This is a genomic window from Burkholderia sp. BE12 (genome assembly GCF_002959955.1).
Classification (GTDB): domain Bacteria; phylum Pseudomonadota; class Gammaproteobacteria; order Burkholderiales; family Burkholderiaceae; genus Burkholderia.
Genome location: NZ_PREY01000027.1, coordinates 1 through 21,733, shown reverse-complemented (window position 1 = coordinate 21,733; position 21,733 = coordinate 1). Strand labels below are relative to the sequence as shown.

Sequence of the window (21,733 nt, the reverse complement as noted above, 5' to 3'; positions counted from 1 at the left end):
GTGCGGTCGATTTTTTTGACGATGGGGCTAAATATTTGCGCGGCCCGTTCGTCTATCAGGGAGGAAAGCCGCAACGGCGCCCGTTCCGCCCGCGGCTTTCGCGTCAGATTTTTCGCTTCCCGCGTTATTACCCGCCTTCCCTTTACCGACGTTGCCGATGACAGCCGCCCACGAGCCTTCTTCCCCGCCGTCCCTCGACGCTTCCCCCGGCCGCCCCGCGGCGCGCCTGATCCTTGCGCTGCTGCGCGAAAGCCGCGTGTCGCTCACGCTGGCGCTCACCGCATGCGTGCTGAACGGCGTCGCGAGCGTGCTGCTCGTCGCGACGCTGAACCGCGCGCTGTCGCAACCGGGCGCGGCCGATGCGTCGCTCGCGTGGCGCTTCGCCCTGTGCGCGGTGATCGCGCTCGTCACGCGGATCGTGTCGGGCACGCTGTTTGCCCGCCTGTCGCAGGACACGATGGCGCGGCTGCGCGTGCATCTGGCGCGGCGCGTCGGCGCGGCCGAATTGCGCGACATCGAACGAATCGGCGCCGCGCCCGTGCAGTCGGTGCTGACCGACGACGCGACCAACGTGTCGATGCTGTTCTTCGCGTTGCCGAACCTGGTCATGCACGGCTCGATCGTGTTCGGCTGCCTCGGCTATCTGGCGTGGCTGTCCTGGCCCGTGTGCGTGCTGGCGCTGGCCGCGATCGTCGCCGGCTCGCTCGGCTATCACACCGGCGACCGCCGCGCGATCGCGTCGCTCGAAGCCGCCGGCCAGGCGCAGGACCGCCTGTTCGGCTATCTCGGCTCGCTGTTCTCCGGCGCGAAGGAGCTGAAGCTGCACGATGCGCGCGCCCGCCAGTTCGTCGACGGCCAGCTCGGCGCCGCGATCGGCGAAGTGCGCGACCACCGCCGCCGCGCGTTCAGCGCGTATGCGGTCGGGGTCGGCTGGATCATCTTCCTGTTCTACGTGTTCCTTGGCGTCGCGTCGTTCTGGCCGCAGCTCGGCGTGCATGCCGACCCGGCCACGGCCGCCGGCTACGTCGTCGTGTTCCTGTTCATGCTCGTGCCGCTCGACGGACTACTGAACAACCTGCCGACCGTCAACGCGGCGCGCGTGTCGCTCACGCGGATCGAAGGCGTGATGGCCGAATTCGGCGCGCTGCGCACGGTGCCGCCCGCGGCCGATGCGCCCGACGTGCCGCCGGCCGGCGCGGTCACGCTGCGCGGCGTCACGCACGCGTATTTCCACGAGCGCGACGAACGGATGTTCAGCATCGGGCCGATCGACCTGACGATCAAGCCGGGCGAGCTCGTATTCATCGTCGGCGGCAACGGCAGCGGCAAGACGACGCTCGCCAAGGTGCTGACAGGGCTTTACGAGCCCGAGCAAGGCACGATCGAGGTCGACGGCCGCACGATCGGCTGGCGCGAGCGCGCGGCCTATCGGCAGCGCTTCAGCGCGGTGTTCAACGATTTCCACCTGTTCGATGCGCTGCTCGGCATCGTCGACCCGGACGATCCGTCGCGCGCGCAGGCCGATGCGCGGGCGAACGCGCTCGTCGCGAAACTCGCGCTCGACCACAAGGTGAAGGTGGTCGACGGCGCGTTCTCGACACGCGCGCTGTCGACCGGGCAGCGCAAGCGGCTCGCGCTCGTCGTCGCGTACCTGGAGGATCGTCCGTTCTATCTGTTCGACGAATGGGCGGCCGACCAGGATCCGTCGTTCAAGGCCGTGTTCTACGAGCAACTGTTGCCCGAGCTGCGCGCGCGCGGCAAGGCCGTGATCGTGATCACGCACGACGACCGCTACTTCGACCTCGCCGACCGTCTGCTGAAGCTCGACAACGGGCGCATCGTCAGCGACACGCAACCGGCGCGCCTGCGTGCGCAGGATGGCGTTGATGCGCTGAGCGCATAAAGCAACAGTCGATCGAAAAATCGCCGACACGCTGCACTGGCAGTGTGTCGGCGATCGTCGTTTCGGCGGGGAATCGGGCTGACGTGCGGCGAAAAGGAAAACGCAAGTCACTCGTCGCCAAGCGAGCACAACGCCTTGCCGGTTAGCGCGGCGTCCTCCAGCGGCATCCTCCGCGCACTCAGCGCACGGACGGCAGCTTCAACATCGTGTCGGTCATCACGTCGGCCAGCTTCAGCGCCGACATCGGTCCGCCGAAGCCCCAGATGTTGCGCTCGATCAGGGCGATCCGGTGCGCCTTCAGCGCGGGCACGAAACGCCACACCGGCGAATCGAGTTTCGTCGACAACGGCACGTCCATCCCCGACGCGGTCACGAACAGCACGGCGAGATCGCGCTGCCGCAGTAGATCGGCCGACGTCACGTACAGCGTGCCTTCCCGCGTCGGCTTCTTCGGCCACGGGTCGAGCCCGAGCGCCCGCGCGAGGCCCGCGGACGTGCTGTTGCCCGTATAGGCCCAGTAACGATCGGGCAAGCCGAGATCCTGCAGCAGCGCGACGCGCTCGCCGTTGCGGCCCGCGGCCGCGAGCCGCGCCGCATTGCGCGCGATGCCGGCGTCGAGTTGCGCTTCGACGGCCTGCGCGCGCGCGTCGCGCCCCGTGACCGCGCCGATCGTCCGGAAGATCTGCCGCATCCAGTCGAGCTGCGTGACGAGCACGCCGCCTTCCGACACGTTAGGGCTGAACTGGAACAGGATCGTCGGCGCGATCCGGTCGAGCGCATCGAAGATCGGCGCATGCCGGAAACCGACACCGATGACGAGATCCGGCTTGACCGCCGCGATCGCCTCGAGCCCCGGCTCCTGCCGCGAGCCGATGTCGGTCACGTGCGCGAGCTGCTCGCTCCGGTAGCCGAGCCAGCCCGGGTAGAACGCCGTATCGGCCATCCCGACCGGCACGATGTCGAGCGCGATCACGCTTTCCGCGAACATGAAGTCGAGCGCGACCACGCGCCGCGGCCGCACGGGCATCGTCGCGCTGGCCTGCGACACGACGGGATTGCCGGCCAGCGACACGGCGCGTTGCGTGCCGCCGGCGACCGAGGTCGCGGAAACGGCCGCCGCCGATGCTGAGAACGCGCCGCAGCACGCGGCCCCGAGTGCACCAAGCGCGCCGAGTGTACCGAGCGCGTGCCGCCGGCCGATGCGCGTCACCGGATCGCGTCCTGCTCGGCCAGCGCCGCGTCGTCCATCGTCAGTAGCAGGGGGCAGCTTCCACACAGTTGCGTTTCTCCAGGGATTTCGTAGCGCAGGCAGCACACGCGGCGCGCGCGAAACGGCGTCGGCAGCAGCGGCGAGCGCGGCACCGCGTCGCGCACCGGCATGCGCAGCGGATTCGGCTCGCCGTGCACGCAGGTCGAACCGAACAGCCAGTTCGCGTCGCCGACGGGATCGGCCGCGCACGACAGCGAACGGCAGGTAGCGAGCAGATAGTCGAGCAGATTGCCCGCGTTGCTCCACAGCACGCGCGGCGTGACGCGCCCCATCGCCGCGAGCAGATCGATCACCGCGCCGAGATGCGCGATGAGCCCGGCATAGCGCGGCTCGGGATCGTCGCACGGCGCACCGAGCGCATCGTTCGCGAAATACAGCGCGGCCGGCATCCCGTCGTCGAGCGCGACGAACGTGCGCTCGGGTGTCATGTCGAGCGGCCGGCCGAGCGTCAGCGCGGCGACGACACCGGCCGGCACCGCGCGGCCGAAATAATATTTGCTCCATTGCGACATCAGCGCCCGCGCGTGCTGCGTCGGATCACCGCCGTAATGGTCGACCATCGCGCCGAGCACGGCATCGCGATGCGCGGGCAACGCGCTGACGGGCACGACGATGCGGCCCGACGCGTGCGCATCGTCGGGCATGCCGAGCCACACGACGTCGAGGTGTTCGGCGAACGGCTGCGGCGCGAATGCCGAAAAGCGCGTGGCACGCGCGCCGTCGAGCGACGGCGTCATCGCCCCGCGCGCCGGGCGCGGCGCCCCTCGAGAATCAGCAGCCCGAGCAGGTACGGCGCGCCGATCAGCGCGGTCAGCACGCCGGCCGGCACTTCGCGCGGCGCGACGACGGTGCGCGCCGCGAGATCCGCGACGCCGAGGATCAACGCGCCGCACGCCGCCGCGAGCCACAGCCGCGTGCGATGCCGGCGCGCGCCGAGCATCGTCGCGACGTGCGGCGCCATCAGCCCGATGAAGCCGACCGGCCCGACCGCCGCGACCGCCGCACACGCGGCGAGCGTCGCGATCGTCAGCGCGAGCGGTCGCAGCGCCGCCACCGGCAGACCAAGCGCGGCCGCCTGATCGTCGCCGAGCGCGAGCATGTCGAGCGGTTTCGCGAGCCACGCGAACACCGGCACCGCGAGCACGCACCATGGCAACAGCATCGATACCTCGCCCCAACCGCGGCCATACGTGCCGCCGACGAGCCATACGACGAAGCGCGCGGGCTGCACGCTCTCCTGCGTGATCAGCCATTGCGCGAGCGTGGTCCACAACGCGCCGATCACGATGCCGGTCAGCGCGACCGCGAGCGGCGCGTAGCGATGCCGGTGATTCAGCGCGAGCGTGATCGCGAGCGACAGCCCGCCGCCGATCAACGCCGCGGCGGCAAGCGTCACGTGGCCCATCAGCGGCCACGTCGACAACGCGAACAGCGTGACGAGCCCCGCGCCCTGCGTGACGCCGAGCACTTCGGGGCCAGCGAGCGGATTGCGCACGACGCTCTGCATCGCGACACCGCTGACGGCCAGCAACGCGCCGGCAAGCAGCGCGCACAGCAGGCGCGGCATGCGCAGGTCGATCAGCATGCGCGCGAGCGCATCGTGATCGGACAGCGCGGCCGACCAGCGCGCGGGCGACAGCCATTCGGGGCCGGCCGACACCCCGACAAACACCACGAGCGCGGCGGCAACGACGAACAGCGCCGTGCGCAGCGGCCAGCCGAGCCGTTCGAGCCAGCCGACGAGCCGCGTCGATCCGCCGCCCGCCGCGCGTTCGGCATCCGCGTGCAGCACGCCCGACCACGCGGCTCCGCGCCGGATCATCGCGAGCATCAGCGGCGTACCGACCAGCGCGATCGCGACGCCGGTCGACAGCGTCGCGTCGAGGCCCGACGCGAGCACCGCGCTGTCGGTGACGAGCACGAGCGCGCCGCCGGCGAGCGCCGACAGCGGCACCAGCACGCCGAGCCGCGCCGCGCGCGCGCCGCGCACCTGGCGCAGCAGGTTCGGCGCGACGAGGCCGACGTACGACAGCGGGCCGGCGATGCTGACGGCCACGCTCGTGAACGCGACCGCGACGACAGTCGCGGCGAGTCGCGCCGCATCGACGCGCACGCCGGCCGCGGCCGCCGCATCATCGCCGAGCATGAGCGGATTCAGCGGCCGGATCACGAACGGCAGCGCGACCAGCGGCACGACAAGCCAGCGCGCGGCGAGCGCGAGGCCCGTCGCGCCCGGCTGGTACAGGCTGCCGTTGGTCCACAGCGCGGCGCCCGCGATGTTCTGCTCGAAGAACGCGAGCACGAGCGTCGACAGTGCCGCGAACAGCAGCATGCACACGCTGCCCGCGAGCACGAGCCGCAACGGCGTCGCACGCCAGCCGCCCGCCGCGACGATCGCGCACGCGGCGGCGGCGAGCCCGCACACGAACAGCAGCGGCACCGACGCGACGCCCGCCAGCGCCGGCACGAGCATCGCCGCGAGCAGGCCGAGTTGGGCCCCACCCGTCACGCCGAGCAGGTCGGGCGACGCGAGCGGATTGCGCGTGAGCGACTGGAACAGCGCGCCGGCGATGCCGAGGCAAGCACCCGCGACGAGCGCGGCCGCGACACGTGGCAGATTGAGGTCGAACAGGAATACGTGCGCGAGCGACGCAGCATCGCTGCCGGGCGCCGCATCCCACCACACGCGCAGATCGGGGGCAATCCGCAGCGCCGCGAGCAGCGCGATCAACGCGACGAGGCCGAACGCGATCGCACCGGCCCGCCCCGTCGTCGCCCCGTTGCCCGTCGCCGCGAGGCGCTTGCGCATCGCGAACGTCGTCATACGGCTAGATCCCGATCGAAGACGCCGGCCGCCTGCGGCGCGCCGTCGGTCGACGGCCCGTAGGCCGGCACGCACATCGGTGCGCCCGTGCGCGGGTGCGCGAGCTTCAGCATCTCGACGCCGAACGCCGCGCGCAGCCTCGCCGGATCGAGCATCGCGTCGGGCGTGCCCTGCGCGACGAGGCGGCCCGCGCGCATCAGCACGATCTCGTCGCTGTATGCGGCCGCCTGGTTCAGGTCGTGCAGCACCCACACGATCGTCAGCCCGCGCGTACGGTTCAGCGCACGCAGCGCATCGAGGATGTCGAGCTGGTGATGAATGTCGAGATAGGTCGTCGGTTCGTCGAGCAGCACGATCGGCGCCTGCTGCGCGAGCGCCATCGCGATCCACGCGCGCTGACGTTCGCCGCCCGACAGCGCGCCGACGTCGCGCTCCGCATCGTCGGCGAGGCCGCTCGTCTGGAGCGCCTCGTCGATGGCCGCATGATCGATCCGCGACAGGCCGCGCAGGAAGCCGCCGTACGCATAGCGCCCATACGCGACGAGCTCGCGCACCGTGAGGCCCGACGGAATCTGGTTGAACTGCGCGAGCATCGTCAGCTCGCGCGCGAGCGCGCGACGGCGAAACGACGCGAGCGGCTTGCCGTTCACTTCGACATGGCCGGCGCGCGCGGGCTGCAGGCCCGCCAGCGTGCGCAGCAGCGTGCTCTTGCCGCAGCCGTTCGGTCCGCACAGCGCGGTGACGCGGCCGGCCGCGATCGACAGGTCCAGCCCGTCGATCACGACATGGTCGCGATATCCCACCGACAGCCCGCGCGCGGCAAGCGCGGCGGTACTACGCGTCATCAATCCTCCGTTCGGTCGCGCGGGACCGTGTAACTCCGCGCCATCGCGACGACGACCTTGCGCGGCCCCTCGAACGGGTCGCGTGCATGCGCGGTCAGCATGTTGTCGAGCATCAGCACGTCGCCGGTGCGCCACGGGAATACGATGCGCTGCTGGTCGAGCACGCCGCGGATCTCCGCGAGCGCGTCGGCCTCGAGCGGTTCGCCGTCGCCGTAATACACGTTGCGCGGCACGTTCTCGAGCCCGACCGCGTCGACGAGCGCTTCCTGCATGTCGTCGTCAAGCGCCGACAGGTGAAACAGGTTCGCCTGGTTGAACCATACGCGCTCACCCGTATGCGGATGGCGCGCGACCGCCTGGCAGCGCTCACGCGTGCGCAGCAGCAACTCGCCGTCATCGTCGGTGCGCCACGCGCATTCGATGCCGCGCGCCGCGCACATCCGCTCGACGTCGGCCGGCTCGTCGGTGCCGAACGACTGCTGCCACGGCAGATCGAGCCCCTGCCCGAAATTGCGCACGTACAGCAGCTCGCGCTTCTCGAAGCGCGCGACGAGCGCCGGATCGAGTGCGCGGTACACGGCACGGCTGTCCGCGATCGGCGTCGCGCCGCCCTTCGGCGCGGCGAGCGCGCAGTGGAACCAGATCCGCAGCGGCCATTCGCGCGTGTACGACTGCTCGTTGTGCAGCGGAATCGCGCGGTGCGGCGGGTATTCGGTCGACGTGTAGACAGCGCCTTCCACCTGGGTGCGCGGCGTCGATGCGTATTCATAGCCGATCAGCGGATCGCCGAACGATGCCGCGAATTGCTGGAACGCGTCGATCGACGGCACGCGAAAGCCCGTGAACAGCACGCCGCCCGCCCGTTCGAGCGTGTCGGCCGCGATCTCGCGCGCCAGCGGCGCGACGTCGTCGATCGACATTCCGTCGTTGCCGCGCGGCGACACGACGGTGGGCAGCCCCGGCTCGATACGCAGGTCGTCGAGCGTCGGCAACGAAAGCAAGGTCATGCAACGTCCTCTTCAGGTGGCGCGCCGCACCCGCGGCGCTGCAGGTCACGACGCGCGCGTCGCGCGCTCGCCGTCCATCGCGCGGCGCAGGCTCGCCGGGCGCATGTCGGTCCAGACGGCCTCGATGTGCGCGAGACAGTCGGCCTTCGGGCCGCTCACGCCCACTTCGCGCCAGCCGGCGGGCACGGGCCTGAACGTCGGCCAGATCGAATACTGTTCTTCGTCGTTGATGACGACCGTATAGACGAGATCGTCGGTGTCGGCGGAAGGCGTCGGGGCTTGCGTCATGATCGGAAATCGCTGGGCGGTTGAAGGAGGCGAAGCGGCGGATGCGGCCGCTCCTGTCTGATAGACGGTTGGCCGGCGCGTTTTTTTACCGTCGCCGCGCGCGCCCGCCCAGGAACACCGGGCATGCGACGCCGCGATGGCATGCGTCCAGGCATTCCGCGCAGTGGCGTTCCGCATCGCGCACCATGAAATGCACGAGCGTCTGCGACACGTTCAGCGCGCGCGCCGCGGTCTGCAGCGTCTCCTCGCGCAGCCGCACCATCTCGAATGCCGCACGGCTGCGCGCCGGCAGGTCGTCGAGCGCGGCCCACACGCGCCGCAGCGTGTCGCGCGTCATCAGCGCGGCTTCCGGCGTCGGCTCGGGCGACGGCACGTCGAAGCCGTCGTCCTCTTCCGTGTGATAGACGTTTTCCAGGCTCTGCCGGCGGCATGCGTCGATCGACGCGTTGCGCACCATCCGCGTCACGTACGCGACCGGCTGGCGTACCGCGTCCTGGTTCGGGAATTCGACGAGCTTCACGAACACGTCGTGCACGACGTCCTCCGCGCGGCTCGCGCAACCGACGAAGCCGCGCGCGACGTTGACGAGCATCGCGCGATGCGAGATCAGCACGTCGAGCAGCGCGCCCTGCGCACGAGGCTCGGACGCCCGGCGCGCACGCGGCGCGGCGCGCGGCGGCAGATCCGGATAACTGCCGAGGAACGGGTTTGCCGCTGTCGCCGCCCGTCGGTCGAGCACTTCCGCCATGGCCATCGATCTGCTCCGTCAAATTCCGAGATAACGGAATTTAACGTAAACGCAAATCATTCTCAATCTGATTACCAGATACCCATTCCAGCTGTCAGGATTTGTCTGAATAATTGACGGGATCGGGGTTCGGGCAACCGTGATCGTGCGATGCCGGCCGCGACATCCCATAAGCTTTCGACATGAAAGGCGCCCGGCAATGCCGGATCGCCCGGCGGACGGCTTGCGACCGACTGTCGGCGCCGGCCGCCCATGCATGCGTCAATAGATGAACAACCGGATCGTCGCCGTCGCATCGAACCGTCCGATCTTCGGTGGCCCGAAAGACTTCAGCACCGCGTCCATCAGCACGCTCTGATTCATTACGTTGGACGGGAATTGCGCCAGCGTGAACTGTTCGTTGAACGGAATCGACTTGCCCGCGCTGTCTTCGATCCCGATACCGAAGTTGCTGTCCTTCGCGGGCACCAGCAAGCCGTTCCGAACCGGATAGCTCGTTTCGAAGTACCCGTCGACCCGTACCGCGACGTTGCATTTCTTCGTCAGCGACAACGAGAACCGCTTGCGCGGCACGGCCGGCAGGAACCCGTTGCCGACCGCCTGCACCTGGCCGAAATTGACGATGCCCGGTTCAGGCGTCACGAGCACGTCGACGAAGCACGGCGTCGGCTTGAGGTTGCGCAGGCCGCTCAGCCGGTACTGGAAGCTCGGGCTGTACGCGTTCAGCCCGAACTCGCCGTCGAACTGGAACACCGTATAGATATCGCTCGGCGGCTGGACCCAGTTGCCCTTCTTGCGGACTACAACCTGGTAGTCGATGCTGATGCGCGTCTGCTGGCACCGCCCGCGATCGAAGTCGTACTTGCTGCACGGCGGCACCGCATACCCGGTGAATACCCCGCCGCCGCGATTGCTGGTCTTGTCGAAATAGTCGATGCCCTTGTAGCGGATACCGATCTCGAGCCCCCATGCGGCGGGGTTCGTGCGATTCGGGTTCGCGTAAAAGTAAATATTGTCGACCACCTTCAGGCTGCCGGCGTCGCCCAGGTCCTTGTAGCAGTACCCCGACGTCGTACGCACCGGCGAGACCCAGATCACGTAGCCATCGGGCGCATCGGTCGGATACGACGCAACCCCGCCGATCGGCTCGGTCAGCGAAGTCGCACCGCTGTTGGTCAGGCAGCGCAATGCCCAGGCGGGCTGCACGGCCACGATCAGCAGCGCGAGTACGGCCCAGCGCAGCCACTCCACTGGCAACCCCCGTTGACGCACTGCCCCGCTCATTTCTTCACGCTCTTGCACACACCCGCGTCGCACGCATACTCGACCGCCACCTGGCCGCCGTAATCGTCGATATGCGTGACGAACAGCGTCGACGGCGTCGCCGCCTTGAACGGCACGTCGGCCGTGCTCATCGGGCTCACCATCACCGGGTCGATCGGCACCGGCGCTTTTTGCGCGCCCGTGTTCACGGCGACCACCGTCACGTGGTACGGCGTCGGGTTGTCGAACACCAGCGTGTGCGCGGCCGCATCCACCCGCAGCGTCATCGGCAGCGTCCAGTCCTCGTCGCGCGCGGGCTGCACGGCCTTCGGCCGATAGAACAGCTTCATCTGCGTGTGCAGCGCGATCTGCAGCGTGTTCGGCGTATCGGTCTTCGGCGGCACTTCGCGGATGTTCAGGTAGAACACCGTTTCGCGATCGGCCGGCAACTGCGCACCCGGCAGCTTCGCGATCCGCAGCACGTTGCGCTCGTTCGCCTCGACCCGCTGCAGCGGCGGCACGACCATCAGCGGCGACGTGATCTTGTTGCCCTTCGCGTCCTCGAGCCACGACTGCACGAGATACGGATACGTCGTGCTCTTGTTGGTGATCGTGACGATCGCGGCCTGCTCGCCTTCGTTGAAGATCACGCGCGTGCGGTCGGGCACGATCGCGGCATGCGCCGCGCCTGCCAGCACCGCTCCGACGGCCGCGAACACGCACAGCGCGCGCCGCGGGAAAGAAAGGGAGAAAACGTTCTTCATCGCTGGATCCATGGAAATCAACGTTCGACCCGCGCGGCCGCCGCATGCGACTCGCCGGGTGTCCGGCACGTCATCGGAATCGGCGTGCCTTCGAGTTGGAGTTGGTTCGGCAGTGCGTCGATCGTGCAGAGCGTGCGTTCGCCCGCCCGCACCGCCAGCGTGGATTTCGGCTGAACCTGGGTCAGGAACGCCGCACCGCCTTCGCCGACGATGCCGAGTTCCCTGCCGTTCGCCGCGTCCTGCACCGACGCACCGAACGGCAGCGGCTTGCCGGCCGCGTCGGTCAGCGTCAGGTACAGGTTGCTGCCGCGCGCGGCGGAAAACTTCACGAAGCCGATCGCGCCGTCGGTCAGCACCATGCGCTGGATCGGGTTCGTCACCTGCACTTCGAGCGGCAGCTTCTCGACGTTGACGGTCGCCTCGTACACGTTGTACGGCGAGATGCCGTCGAGCACCGCATAGCCGCGCGAATCGGTATGCGTGAGCGTGCCGGACAGCGGCACGTCGGGCACGCCGTCGGTCGACACCAGCAGCCGCGTATCGCCCGCATTGCCGTTCGCGTGCGCGGACACGCCGTACTGCGTCGCGACGAACGAGCCGTCGACTTCGAGCGACGCGGCCGCATACGCATTGGCGAGCGTCGACGCCTGCGCGGTGAGCTGGTACGCCGAGGTGCGCTGGCGGTAGCTCGCGTTCGCCGATGCGCGGCCGTCGGTTGTGCCCGCATTGACCTGGTACGCGCGGCCGGCCGGATCGTCGTAGATGTAGCCGGCGTTCACGCTGGTGCTGCCGCCGCCCGTCGTCAGGTTCGACGTGACGGTGTGACGGCCGCCGATCGGCAGCGTCGCGGTGACCGAGAACTGGTTGCCGCTCGCGCCCGCACTCTGCGTGCGGAATGCCGACACGCTGACGTTCAGGTTGCGCAGCGTGCCGATCGAGAACGCGCGCGTGAGCGTCAGGCCCACGCGCTGCTCGGACGAGCGTGCCCAGTAGGTCGTCTGGTCGTACGAGAAATAGGTCGACGTATCGCCGAAGCGCTTCGACAGCGTCGCCGAATAGCGCTGCTTGCTGTTGGCGAGGCCGTACGCGGTGGGGTCGCCCGAGAATTGCGCGAAGTTGGTGTACTCGCGCTCGGAGAAGCGATAGCCGAAAAAGCGCACGTCCGCGTCGAGCCCGTCGAAGTGCTTCGAATAGTTGATGCGATACGAGTTGCCGTTGCGTGTCGCGCCGTTCCACCACAGGCGTGCCCGCGCGTGCGTGACGTCGGCCGACACCGCGCCGAAGGTGCCGAAATCGCGGCCGACGCCGAGCGCGACCGACGTGTAGCCCGACGCCGCGATGAAGCCGCCATAGGCGGTGACGTCGAACGGCAGGCCGTACGCGATTTCGCCGAAGCCGAAGAACGGCGTGATGCCGGCGCCGCCGAACAGGCGCGGCTTGCCGACCGCGGCCTTGTAGCGCAACTGGCCGGTGCGCGCGAGGAACGGCACGGCGGCCGTCGTCACCTGGAAGCGCTGCACGCTGCCGTCCTCTTCCTCGACCGCCACGTCGAGCGTGCCCTGCACGCTCGTATTGATGTTCTGCAGCGCGAACGCGCCCGGCGACACGCGCGTCACGTACAGCACGCGGCCGGCCTGCGACACGGTCACGGTCGCGTTGGTGCGCGCCACGCCCGAGATCAGCGGCGCATAGCCGCGCAGCGACGGCGGCAGCATGCGGTCGTCGCTGCGGATCGACGCGCCCGTGAGCGCGAACGTGTCGAAAATGTCGGAGCTTAGATAGTCGTCGCCGAACGTCACCGTCGACTGGATCGACGGCAGCGCGCGAAAGGCATAAAGCCGGCTGAAGCGGAACGTGCGGTCCGCGTACGCCGTATTGCCCACGTTCGATTGCGCCTGGTAGTCGCCGCGAAAACGCCACGCATCCCAGTTCGCGCCGACCGTCCCGTAGGCCTGGATCGAATTCGTCTGCCCGCCGCTCGCGCCGAAGTTGCGATTCGTGTTCGCGATCACGCGATAGTCGAGCATCGCGCCGGGAATCCCTTCGGACCAGTGGTCCGGCGGCAGGTAAGTCGAATCGGTGAATTCGAGCGCGGCCTGCGGAATCGTGATCTTGAGCCGCCCGTCGCTTTTCAGGTAACGCACGGTCGCCCCTTCGATCGCAGCCAGGTCGACGCAACTGCCGCCCCGGAAGCGCGGCAGGTCCTTGACCAGCGACGGCTTCAGGCCGAACCGCGCGACGAGCTCCGCTCGCAGGCACGGCTTGCCCGCGCCCGTCGCATCGACGGCCACGAATTCGATCGGCTGCAGTCCGAGGTACAGGTCGTTGACCTGCACGTCGAGCATGTACTCGCCGGGCAACGTGAAGTCCGGCTGCGAGAACTGCGACAGGTCGACGTTGCTCGTTCCGTCGATGTCGAGGAACGACGAATTGAATTCCGTCGCATGGCTCTGGCTGCCGACGACCAGCACGGAGACGCAAAGGAAGGAATGTCTGATTCGCACGCGGCGCTACCGGGAGTCCGAGGAGAAGAAAGGAAGGGAAAATGAACGAGGAAGGGTGCGTGCACCCTTCCCCGGTGCGGCGGCTTACTGGTAACGGACAGTGAAGTTCGCGACGCCGTCGGCGGTACCCGGCGTCACGCCGGCTGCCGTCGCTTCGTACATCGCCGCGAAGCGCGCGGTGTTCGTGCCGTTCTGCAGCAGCGTCGGCGCCTTCTGCTCGGCGCCGTTGTCGAGGTATTCGCCCGACGCGGCCTGCAGGCGGATGCCGACATTGCTTGCCGAACCGATCGTGGCGAGCAGCTTCGGCTGGCCGGCGCTCGACGTGCCCGTGAACGTGAAGTACGCGTTCTGCGCGATGCTGGTGTCGCAGTCGGTCAGCTTGATGTCGAACGACACCGGATCCGACTTGTCGCCGGCTTGCTTGAACTTGTTGGTGGGCACCTTGCCGAGCTGCACGGTCTGGTTGACCGAGTTCGAATCGATGCCGCATGCGCCCGCGACGATCTCGCCCGTGAAGTTGATCGTGCCGGTGCCCGCCGCGAAGGCCGAGGTGGACAGGGCCGCGAGTGCGACAGCGCTCAGGATGGATTTTTTCATGACGTTTCCCGTAAGGAGTGCAAATGGAATGGATGACGTGGCGGACACAAACGGCAGCGTGTGGTGGCTCCCGTCCGACACGAGGCGGCATTATCGAGATAACCGTGAAAGATTTCTGTAAATCATTGTCAAATGCATCTGACAATGTTCGATTTACCCCTCTAGAACCTCATTATTTCCTTTCCATTTTCAATTGCGAACTTTTTATCCGCAGTCCTTTTTGATTTTCAGGAACCGATTGAAGATTAAGGGAATTTCTTGCCGATAATCGTCTCCACCGTGCCCCTCTTTGTTGGCAGAGGCTTGCGCCAAACCTCCGCTCAAAGGACAAAACATTGTCCAGTACCGCCATCGTTGTCCGATCGCAACGCGGATATCGAATCATTTTCAACTGACAGGAAATTAACGACGGCATTTCACCAATACGGATTTATCGCGCAAACGATTGCGAAAAAATACAAACGTTTTACTGCGACACTTTGCCGCCACCATTGATTCCAATTCATTGATTAATTCGGTCGTCAATTACCGATCGGGAATCGCCCGCCTGCGCGGCCGCCGGAACACGCGTGGCATGCCGGATAGGATGAGATGGAAAAGGAAGAGACGCAGCACACGTGTGCGCCGCGGGCGACACGATTGGTCTATGGATGCGGGCGGCGGCGGAAGCAGCTCTTGCTCCTGCCTGGAGATGAAAGCGAAGCCTGGACCAGTGAAAGGAAGCGCCGATGAAGATCGGCAGTACCGCGGGCAGCGCGCCCTGCAGAAGCGGCGGCCGCACGTCGAATCGTACGGCCGCCGTCAGGTCGCCCGACACGCCGCGGTGTCAGGCGACCAATCGCACATCACGCGGAAGCCGCGGCCTCCGCCGATGCCGGCGCCCAGCCGCCGCCGAGCGCACGGTACAGCGCGATCGCGTTCGCGAGCCTGAGCTGCCTGAGCCGGATCAGCTCCTGCCCCGACTCGTACGTGCTGCGCTGCGCGTCGAGCAGTTCGAGATAGGTGGCGACGCCGCCCGCATAGCGACGCTCCGCGAGCTTCAGCCGCGCGCCGTCCGCCGCATACACGTCCTGCTGCGCGGCAAGCTGCCGGTCGATCCAGTCGCGCGCGGCGAACGCATCGGCCACTTCGCGAAACGCGGTCTGCACCGCCTTCTCGTATTCGGCGACCGCGATGTCCTTGCGCGCGTGCGCGACGTCGAGGTTCGCGCGATTGCGTCCGCCCGCGAAAATCGGCAGCGTGATACGCGGCGCGAACGTCCATACACTCGTGCCGGCCGCGAACAGGTTCGAGAACGCGTCGCTCACGGAACCGTAGTCGGTCGTCAACGCGATGCGCGGGAAGAACGCCGCGCGCGCCGCGCCGATGTTGGCGTTCGCAGCCTTCAGCCGCGCCTCGGCCTGCCGGATGTCCGGCCGCCGTTCGAGCAATTCGCTCGGTGCGCCCGGCGCCACGGGTGCGATCGACAGCGTGTCGAGCGCGGTCGCGTCGTCGGGCACGTTGCGCGCGAAATCGCCCGCCAGCAATTGCAGCGCCCGTACGGCCTGCGCATGCTCGCGCTGCAGCGCGGCCTGCGACGCGCGCGCGGACGCCACCAGCATCTCGGCCGAGCGCAGCTCGATCGCGTCGCTCGTGCCGGCGGCATAGCGGCGTTGCGTGAGCGCGGCCATCCGCTCGCGCGCATCGAGCGTGCGCTGCGCCAGCGCACGTTGCTCGTGCAGCGACCGCTCCGATACGTACGCGCCCGCCACTTCGGCGATCACGCCGATGCGGACCGTGCGCTGCGCGTCGGCCGTCGCGAAATATTCCGCGAGCGCCGCGTCGGACAGGTTGCGCACGCGGCCGAACAGGTCGAGCTCGTACGCGCTGACGCCGACGCCCGCGCGATACAGCCCGCTGATCGCGCTTTCGCGCACGACGGGATCGTACTGGCGCGCGCGCTCATACCCGAGCTGCGCATCGACCGACGGCATCAGGTCCGCGCGCTGCACGCCGTACAGCGCGCGCGCTTCCTCGAGCCGGCCGGCCGCGATCCGCAGGTCGCGGTTGTTCGCGAGCGCCGCGTCGATCCACGCCTGCAGCGCCGGATCGGTGAAATACACATGCCAGTCGTCGAGCAACGCGGCATCCTGCGCGGCGGCCGGTTCGGCCGCCGGCACGGTATTGCCGTCGCCCGGCGCATAGCTCGCCGGCACCGGCGCCGCCGGGCGCTCGTAACGCGGCGCGAGCGAGCACCCGGCGAGCGCGAGCGCGGCCGCCAGCACGACCTGAACCCGCCGCGCGGCGCGTACGTTCAGCGCAAACATCATGGTTGCGAACCCTCCATCGTCGCCGGCCGCGACCCGCCGCGCCGGCGCGGGCCGACGTCGAACAGGCGGCCGACGATCACGAAAAACAGCGGGACGAGAAACACCGCGAGCACAGTCGCCGTGATCACGCCGCCGAGCACGCCAGTGCCGATCGCCATCTGCGCGCCGGACGCGGCGCCCGACGCGAACGCGAGCGGCAGCACGCCGACGCCGAACGCGAGCGACGTCATCACGATCGGCCGCAGTCGCAGGCGCGCGGCCTCGAGCGCGGCGTCGACGAGCGACATGCGCTGCGCCACGAGATCCTTCGCGACTTCGACGATCAGGATCGCGTTCTTCGCGGACAGCCCGATCGTCGCGATCAGCCCCACCTTGAAATAGATGTCGTTCGGCATCCCGCGCAGCGTCACGCCGAGCACCGCGCCGATCACGCCGAGCGGGACGACCAGCATCACCGCGAACGGAATCGACCAGCTCTCGTAGAGCGCCGCGAGCGCGAGGAACACGACGAGCACCGACAGCGCGAACAGCATCGGCGCCTGCGCGCCCGACAGCCGCTCCTCGAACGACTGCCCCGACCACGCATGGCCGATGCCGGCCGGCAGCGTCGCGGCGATCCGCTCGATCGCGCTCATCGCCTCGCCGCTGCTGTGGCCCGCCGCGGCCGAGCCGTTGATCGTGAACGACGGATAGCCGTTGTAGCGCGTGAGCTGCGGCGGCCCGAGCGTCCAGTGCAGCGTCGTGAACGCCGCGAGCGGCACCATCTCGCCGCGCGCGTTGCGCACGCGCAGCTTCCTCACGTCGTCCGGATCGAGCCGGTGCAGCCCGTCGGCCTGCACCATCACGCGCCGCACCTGCGTGCCGTGCATGAAGTCGCCGATATAGTCCGAGCCGAACATCACCGCGAGCGTCGTGTTGATCTCGTCCATCGACACGCCGAGCGCGGACGCCTTCGCGCGATCGATGTCGAGCTTCAGTTGCGGTGCGTCCTGCGTGCCCGCGAACATCAGGTCGGTGAGCACGCGATCCTTGCCGCCCGCCGCGAGCAGTTGCTCGCGCGCGGCACTGAACGTCGCGTAGTCGAGCCCGCCGCGATTCTGCAGCCGGAAGTCGAAGCCGCTCGACGAACCGAGATCGGGCAGCGCCGGCGAGTTCATCGCGAACACCGTCGTGTTCGGCGTACCCGCGAAGCGCTCGTTGATGCGCGCGACGATCGACTGCACGTGATCGAGCGCGGCCTTGCGCTCCTTCCAGTTCTTCAGCGTGACGAAGATCATCCCGCCGTTCGGCCCTTCGCCGTACAGGTTGAAGCCGCCGAGCGCATACGTATAGGCGGCCGGCTCGTCGCGGCGGATGCTCGACTCGACCCGGCGCACGCTCTGCATCGTTTCCGCGAGCGGCGTGCCTTGCGGGCGAATCACCATCACCATGAAGTTGCCCTGGTCCTCGTCCGGCAGGAACGCGGTCGGCAACTGCGTGAGCATCAGCGCGGCGGCCGCGGTCAGCGCGCCGTACACGACGAGCCAGCGCAGCGGCTTCTTCAGCATCGTGCCGACCCGCGTCGCGTAGCGCTGCGTCGCGCGCGCGACGAAACGGTTGAACCAGCCGAAGAAGCCGCGCTTCTCGTGATGGCCGCCGGACACCGGCTTGAGCAGCGTCGCGCACAGCGCGGGCGTCAGCGACAACGCGAGGAAGGCCGAGAAGCCGATCGATACCGCGAGCGACAGCGCGAACTGCCGGTAGATGTTGCCCACCGCGCCGCCGAAGAACGCCATCGGCACGAATACCGACGTCAGCACCACGGTGATCCCGACGATCGCGCCGCTGATCTGCTTCATCGCCTTGACGGTCGCGTCGTAGGGCTGGAGCCCTTCCTCGACCATCAGCCGCTCGACGTTCTCGACGACGACGATCGCGTCGTCGACGAGGATGCCGATCGCGAGCACCATCCCGAACATCGTCAGCACGTTGATCGAAAAACCGGCCGCATACATCACGCCGAACGTGCCCGCGAGCGCGACCGGCACGACGAGCGTCGGAATCAGCGTCGCGCGCAGGTTCTGCATGAACAGGAACATCACGAGGAACACCAGCACGCCGGCCTCGATCAGCGTCGTGACGACCTTGTTCATCGACACGCGCACGAACGACGACGTCTCGTATGGGATCTGGTATTTCACGCCCGGCGGGAAGTACGCGGACAGCTCGTCCATCGTCGCGCGCACGCGCTTCTCGGTGGCCACCGCGTTCGAGCCAGGCGCCAGCTTGATGCCCATCCCGGTCGCGACCTTGCCGTTCACGTACGACGGATAGTTGTAGTCGTTGCCGCCGAATTCGACGCGCGCGACGTCGCGCAGGAACAGCGCGGAGCCGTCGGCCCGCGCGCGCAGCGCGATCGCACCGAAATCGGCCGGTGTCTTCAGCGGCGCGTCCGCGAATACGGTCGCCGCGATCGGCGCGCTGTCCGGCACCGCGCTGCGGCCGATGTCGCCGATGGTCACGCGCGCGTTGTGCGCCCGCACGGCCGACGCGATGTCCGATGCGGTGAGGCCGTGCCCGGCCAGCTTCACCGGGTCGGGCCAGATCCGCATCGCATATTCGGCGCCCCAGAACTGCACCTTGCCGATACCCTCGACGCGGCGCAGCGCCTGCACGACGTTCGCCGACGCGTATTCGCCGAGCTGCACGGCGCTCATCCGGCCATCGTCGGACGTCAGCGATACGACGAGCTGAATGTTGTCGGCGGCCTTCTCGACCTGGATGCCGTCGCGGCGTACGGGCTCGGGCAGGCGCGCATCGACCGTCTTCAGCCGGTTCTGCACTTCGACGGCCGCGAGATCGGCGTTCACGCCCTGCTTGAACGTCAGGTACAGCGACGCGGCCCCCGCGCTGCTCGTCGCGGACGTGTACAGCAATCCCGGCGCGCCGTTCATCTCGCGCTCGATCAGCGCGGTCACCGATTCCTCGACGACCTGCGCGGACGCGCCCGGGTACGTCGCATAAATGCTGACGACGGGCGGCGCGATGTCCGGGTACTGCGCCACGGGCAGCGCGCGGATCGCGAACAGGCCGCCCAGCATGATGAAGATGGCGATCACCCACGCGAAGACGGGGCGATCGATGAAGAAACGTGCCATGTTGGTTTGAACCGGTCAGGTTTGACGGGCGGCCGCCTGCGAAGCGGCCGCTGCCGGCGCCGCCTTCGACGGCGGCGCCTTCTCGACGGGCTTGACGACCGTATCGGGTGCGAACTGCGCGGCGTCGTCGACGATCACGCGCTCGCCGCCCGCGAGGCCGCGCGTGATGCGCCAGTCATGGCCGCTCATCCGGTCGGCCGTGACTTCGACGTCCTTGACCTTGCCGTTCGCGTCCACCACGCGCACCGACGTACGGTCGGTCGTGCGCAGCAGCGCGTCGCGCGGCACGAGGATCGCCCGCTGGTCGACCGCCGTGTCGAGTGCGATCCGCACATACGCGCCGGGCAGCAGCTCGCGCTCCGGGTTCGGGAACAGCGCGCGCATCGCGACGGTATCGGTGGTCGGATCGACCGCGAGATCGCTGAACAGCAGCTTGCCCTTCAGCGAATATGCGGTGCCGTCGGCACGCAGTAGCGTGACCGCGACGTCGTGCTGCGCGATGCCCGTCGCGCGCCCGCTCTTCACCGCGCGACGCAATGCGTCGACGTCGGCGGCCGGCTGCGAGAAGTTCACGTAGATCGGATCGAGCTGCTCGACGGTCGTGAGCGGCGTCGCCTGGTCCTGGCCGACGAGCGCGCCCTCGGTCACGAGCGCGCGCCGTGCGCGGCCCGCGATCGGCGCGGTGACGGTCGCGTAGTCGAGCTGCAGTTGGGCCCGCGCGAGTTCGGCCTTCGCCGATGCGACCTCGGCCTTCGCCTGCGCATCGGCCGCGACGGCCTCGGTGTGGTCGCGCTCGCTCACCGCGCGATCGCGCACGAGATCGTCGTAACGGCGGCGCTTGTCGACCGCCGCGAGCGCGGCGGCCTGCGCCTTCGCGAGCGCGCCCTGCGCGGCGTCGCGCGCGGCCTTCAGCGGCGCGGGATCGATGCGGAACAGCACCGCGCCCTGCTTCACTTCCTGGCCTTCCTCGTAAGTACGTGCGGTGACGATGCCCGCGACCCGCGCGCGGACCTCCGCCTGCCGGTATGCGTCGAGCCGGCCCGGCAGTTCGACGGTCATCGGCACGGCCGTCGGGCGTACCGTCACGACGGTGGCCTGCTTCGCGGTCTCGGGCGCCGCGCCCTTGTCGCTCTTTCCGCATCCGGCCACGGCCAGCAAGGCCGCGAGCGCGAACGGCGCCAGCCGCATGCGGCGCCACAGGGTGCGTTTGTTATTCATGTTCTGACCTCGGATCATGCGCCGCCGATACAATGCGGCGGCTCAGGGTGGCCGATTATAATCAGTCACGACTGATTAAATACATGCCGCTTCAATCCGGCCCCCGCATTGTCTCAATAAAACGACAGCGAACTGTAAGGAACTTCACGACATGGCCCGCAAGACCCGGGAAGAATCGCTCGCCATCAAGCACCGGATCCTCGACGCCGCCGAGCTCGTGCTGCTCGAGCGAGGCGTCGCGCAAACCGCGATGGCGGACCTCGCCGAGGCCGCCGGGATGTCGCGGGGCGCCGTCTACGGCCACTACCGCAACAAGATGGAAGTGTGTCTGGCGATGTGCGATCGCGCGTTCGCGCGCACCTCGGAAGGTTTCGATGCGGGCGACGGCCTGCCGCCGTTCGCGACGCTGCGGCGCGCCGCGTCGCACTACCTGCAGGAATGCGGCGAGCCGGGCCCCATGCAGCGCGTGCTCGTGATTCTCTATACGAAGTGCGAGCAGAGCGAGGAAAACGGCGCGCTGCAACGGCGCCGCATGCTGCTCGAGCTGCAGATGCTGCGCATCACCAAGGCGCTGCTGCGTCGCGCGATCGCGGCCGGCGAAGTCGCCGCCGATCTCGACGTGCATCTGGCCGCCGTCTATCTCGTGTCGCTGCTCGAAGGCGTGTTCGCGTCGATGATCTGGACCAACCGGCTGCGCGGCAACCTGTGGAACGACGCGGAGGCGATGCTCGACGCCGGTTTCGACGCCGTCCGCACCTCCGCCGCCCTGCGCCGACGCGCGCAAAAATTGCCGGCTTGACGAAAATCGTCGTAACAAATGCTGATTTAACCCAACTTACCGCACTGCGAAACGAATGAGCTGACCCCCTTTAAAATTTTTAACGTTTCGCGGAACATCGGTAGACTGACGCTGTCATCTTTCTTTAGCGTCTTCGTGATAACCGGGTTCGACCCGGTATGCACGCCGCCGTTCGAAGCGGGCCCGCCCCGCGCGTTGGGTCGAACGGAAACGACACAGGCCCCTGGCGGGGCCTGTTTTGTTGCACGCCCGCCGCC

Annotated in this window: 17 protein-coding genes; 2 read left to right on the top strand and 15 right to left on the bottom strand. The window is 68.3% G+C overall.

What is annotated here, in order from left to right; genetic code table 11:
• Positions 1-157: 157 nt before the first annotated feature.
• A complete protein-coding gene (locus C4B30_RS25860) occupies positions 158-1,903 on the top strand; it encodes a cyclic peptide export ABC transporter (RefSeq protein WP_027784415.1) in 1,746 nt (581 codons plus the stop codon).
• A 178-nt stretch (positions 1,904-2,081) separates the two neighbouring features.
• On the opposite strand, the gene C4B30_RS25855 is transcribed toward C4B30_RS25860, so the two are convergent.
• From C4B30_RS25855 to C4B30_RS25785, 14 genes are all read right to left on the bottom strand, one after another.
• Entirely contained in the window at positions 2,082-3,113 is a 1,032-nt protein-coding gene (locus tag C4B30_RS25855) for an ABC transporter substrate-binding protein (RefSeq protein WP_027784414.1), read from the bottom strand.
• Positions 3,110-3,910, bottom strand: a complete 801-nt coding sequence (gene fhuF / locus C4B30_RS25850; RefSeq protein WP_027784413.1) for a siderophore-iron reductase FhuF — start codon at positions 3,908-3,910, stop codon at positions 3,110-3,112. The genes C4B30_RS25855 and fhuF overlap by 4 nt, the downstream gene beginning before the upstream one ends.
• The gene (fhuB, locus tag C4B30_RS25845; protein WP_027784412.1) at positions 3,907-5,997 is read right to left on the bottom strand and encodes a Fe(3+)-hydroxamate ABC transporter permease FhuB; all 2,091 of its coding nucleotides are present in this window, start codon (positions 5,995-5,997) and stop codon (positions 3,907-3,909) included. Before fhuB ends, fhuF begins: the two co-directional genes overlap by 4 nt.
• The gene (locus C4B30_RS25840; RefSeq protein ID WP_027784411.1) at positions 5,994-6,842 is read right to left on the bottom strand and encodes an ABC transporter ATP-binding protein; all 849 of its coding nucleotides are present in this window, start codon (positions 6,840-6,842) and stop codon (positions 5,994-5,996) included. Before C4B30_RS25840 ends, fhuB begins: the two co-directional genes overlap by 4 nt.
• The gene (locus C4B30_RS25835) at positions 6,842-7,849 is read right to left on the bottom strand and encodes a TauD/TfdA family dioxygenase (RefSeq protein WP_027784410.1); all 1,008 of its coding nucleotides are present in this window, start codon (positions 7,847-7,849) and stop codon (positions 6,842-6,844) included. The genes C4B30_RS25840 and C4B30_RS25835 overlap by 1 nt, the downstream gene beginning before the upstream one ends.
• 45 nt (positions 7,850-7,894) lie before the next feature.
• Positions 7,895-8,137, bottom strand: coding sequence for an MbtH family protein (locus C4B30_RS25830; protein WP_027784409.1), 243 nt, complete (start codon positions 8,135-8,137; stop codon positions 7,895-7,897).
• Between the two features lie 85 nt (positions 8,138-8,222).
• On the bottom strand, positions 8,223-8,891 hold the full coding sequence (locus C4B30_RS25825; protein ID WP_027784408.1) for an RNA polymerase factor sigma-70: 669 nt from the start codon (positions 8,889-8,891) through the stop codon (positions 8,223-8,225).
• A 255-nt stretch (positions 8,892-9,146) separates the two neighbouring features.
• Complete coding sequence (locus C4B30_RS25820; RefSeq protein ID WP_027784407.1) at positions 9,147-10,169, bottom strand: fimbrial protein; 1,023 nt, start codon at positions 10,167-10,169, stop codon at positions 9,147-9,149.
• A complete protein-coding gene (locus C4B30_RS25815; RefSeq protein WP_027784406.1) occupies positions 10,166-10,912 on the bottom strand; it encodes a fimbrial biogenesis chaperone in 747 nt (248 codons plus the stop codon). Before C4B30_RS25815 ends, C4B30_RS25820 begins: the two co-directional genes overlap by 4 nt.
• 17 nt (positions 10,913-10,929) lie before the next feature.
• The gene (locus tag C4B30_RS25810; RefSeq protein WP_027784405.1) at positions 10,930-13,383 is read right to left on the bottom strand and encodes a fimbria/pilus outer membrane usher protein; all 2,454 of its coding nucleotides are present in this window, start codon (positions 13,381-13,383) and stop codon (positions 10,930-10,932) included.
• A 117-nt stretch (positions 13,384-13,500) separates the two neighbouring features.
• Positions 13,501-14,013, bottom strand: coding sequence for a fimbrial protein (locus C4B30_RS25805; protein ID WP_027784404.1), 513 nt, complete (start codon positions 14,011-14,013; stop codon positions 13,501-13,503).
• Positions 14,014-14,858: 845 nt separating this feature from the next.
• A complete protein-coding gene (locus tag C4B30_RS25795) occupies positions 14,859-16,319 on the bottom strand; it encodes an efflux transporter outer membrane subunit (protein WP_027784403.1) in 1,461 nt (486 codons plus the stop codon).
• On the bottom strand, positions 16,319-19,459 hold the full coding sequence (locus C4B30_RS25790) for a multidrug efflux RND transporter permease subunit (RefSeq protein WP_027784402.1): 3,141 nt from the start codon (positions 19,457-19,459) through the stop codon (positions 16,319-16,321). Before C4B30_RS25790 ends, C4B30_RS25795 begins: the two co-directional genes overlap by 1 nt.
• Before the next feature lie 15 nt (positions 19,460-19,474).
• Positions 19,475-20,677, bottom strand: coding sequence for a MexX/AxyX family multidrug efflux RND transporter periplasmic adaptor subunit (locus tag C4B30_RS25785; protein WP_027784401.1), 1,203 nt, complete (start codon positions 20,675-20,677; stop codon positions 19,475-19,477).
• Positions 20,678-20,828: 151 nt separating this feature from the next.
• On the opposite strand from C4B30_RS25785, the gene C4B30_RS25780 reads away from it, so the two are divergent.
• Positions 20,829-21,476: a TetR family transcriptional regulator gene (locus C4B30_RS25780; RefSeq protein ID WP_027784400.1), complete on the top strand. Its 648-nt coding sequence runs from the start codon at positions 20,829-20,831 to the stop codon at positions 21,474-21,476.
• 26 nt (positions 21,477-21,502) lie between these two features.
• Here C4B30_RS25780 and C4B30_RS35910 read toward each other — a convergent pair.
• Positions 21,503-21,733: hypothetical protein (locus tag C4B30_RS35910; protein ID WP_234015461.1), on the bottom strand; the 231-nt coding region annotated here is incomplete at its 5' end.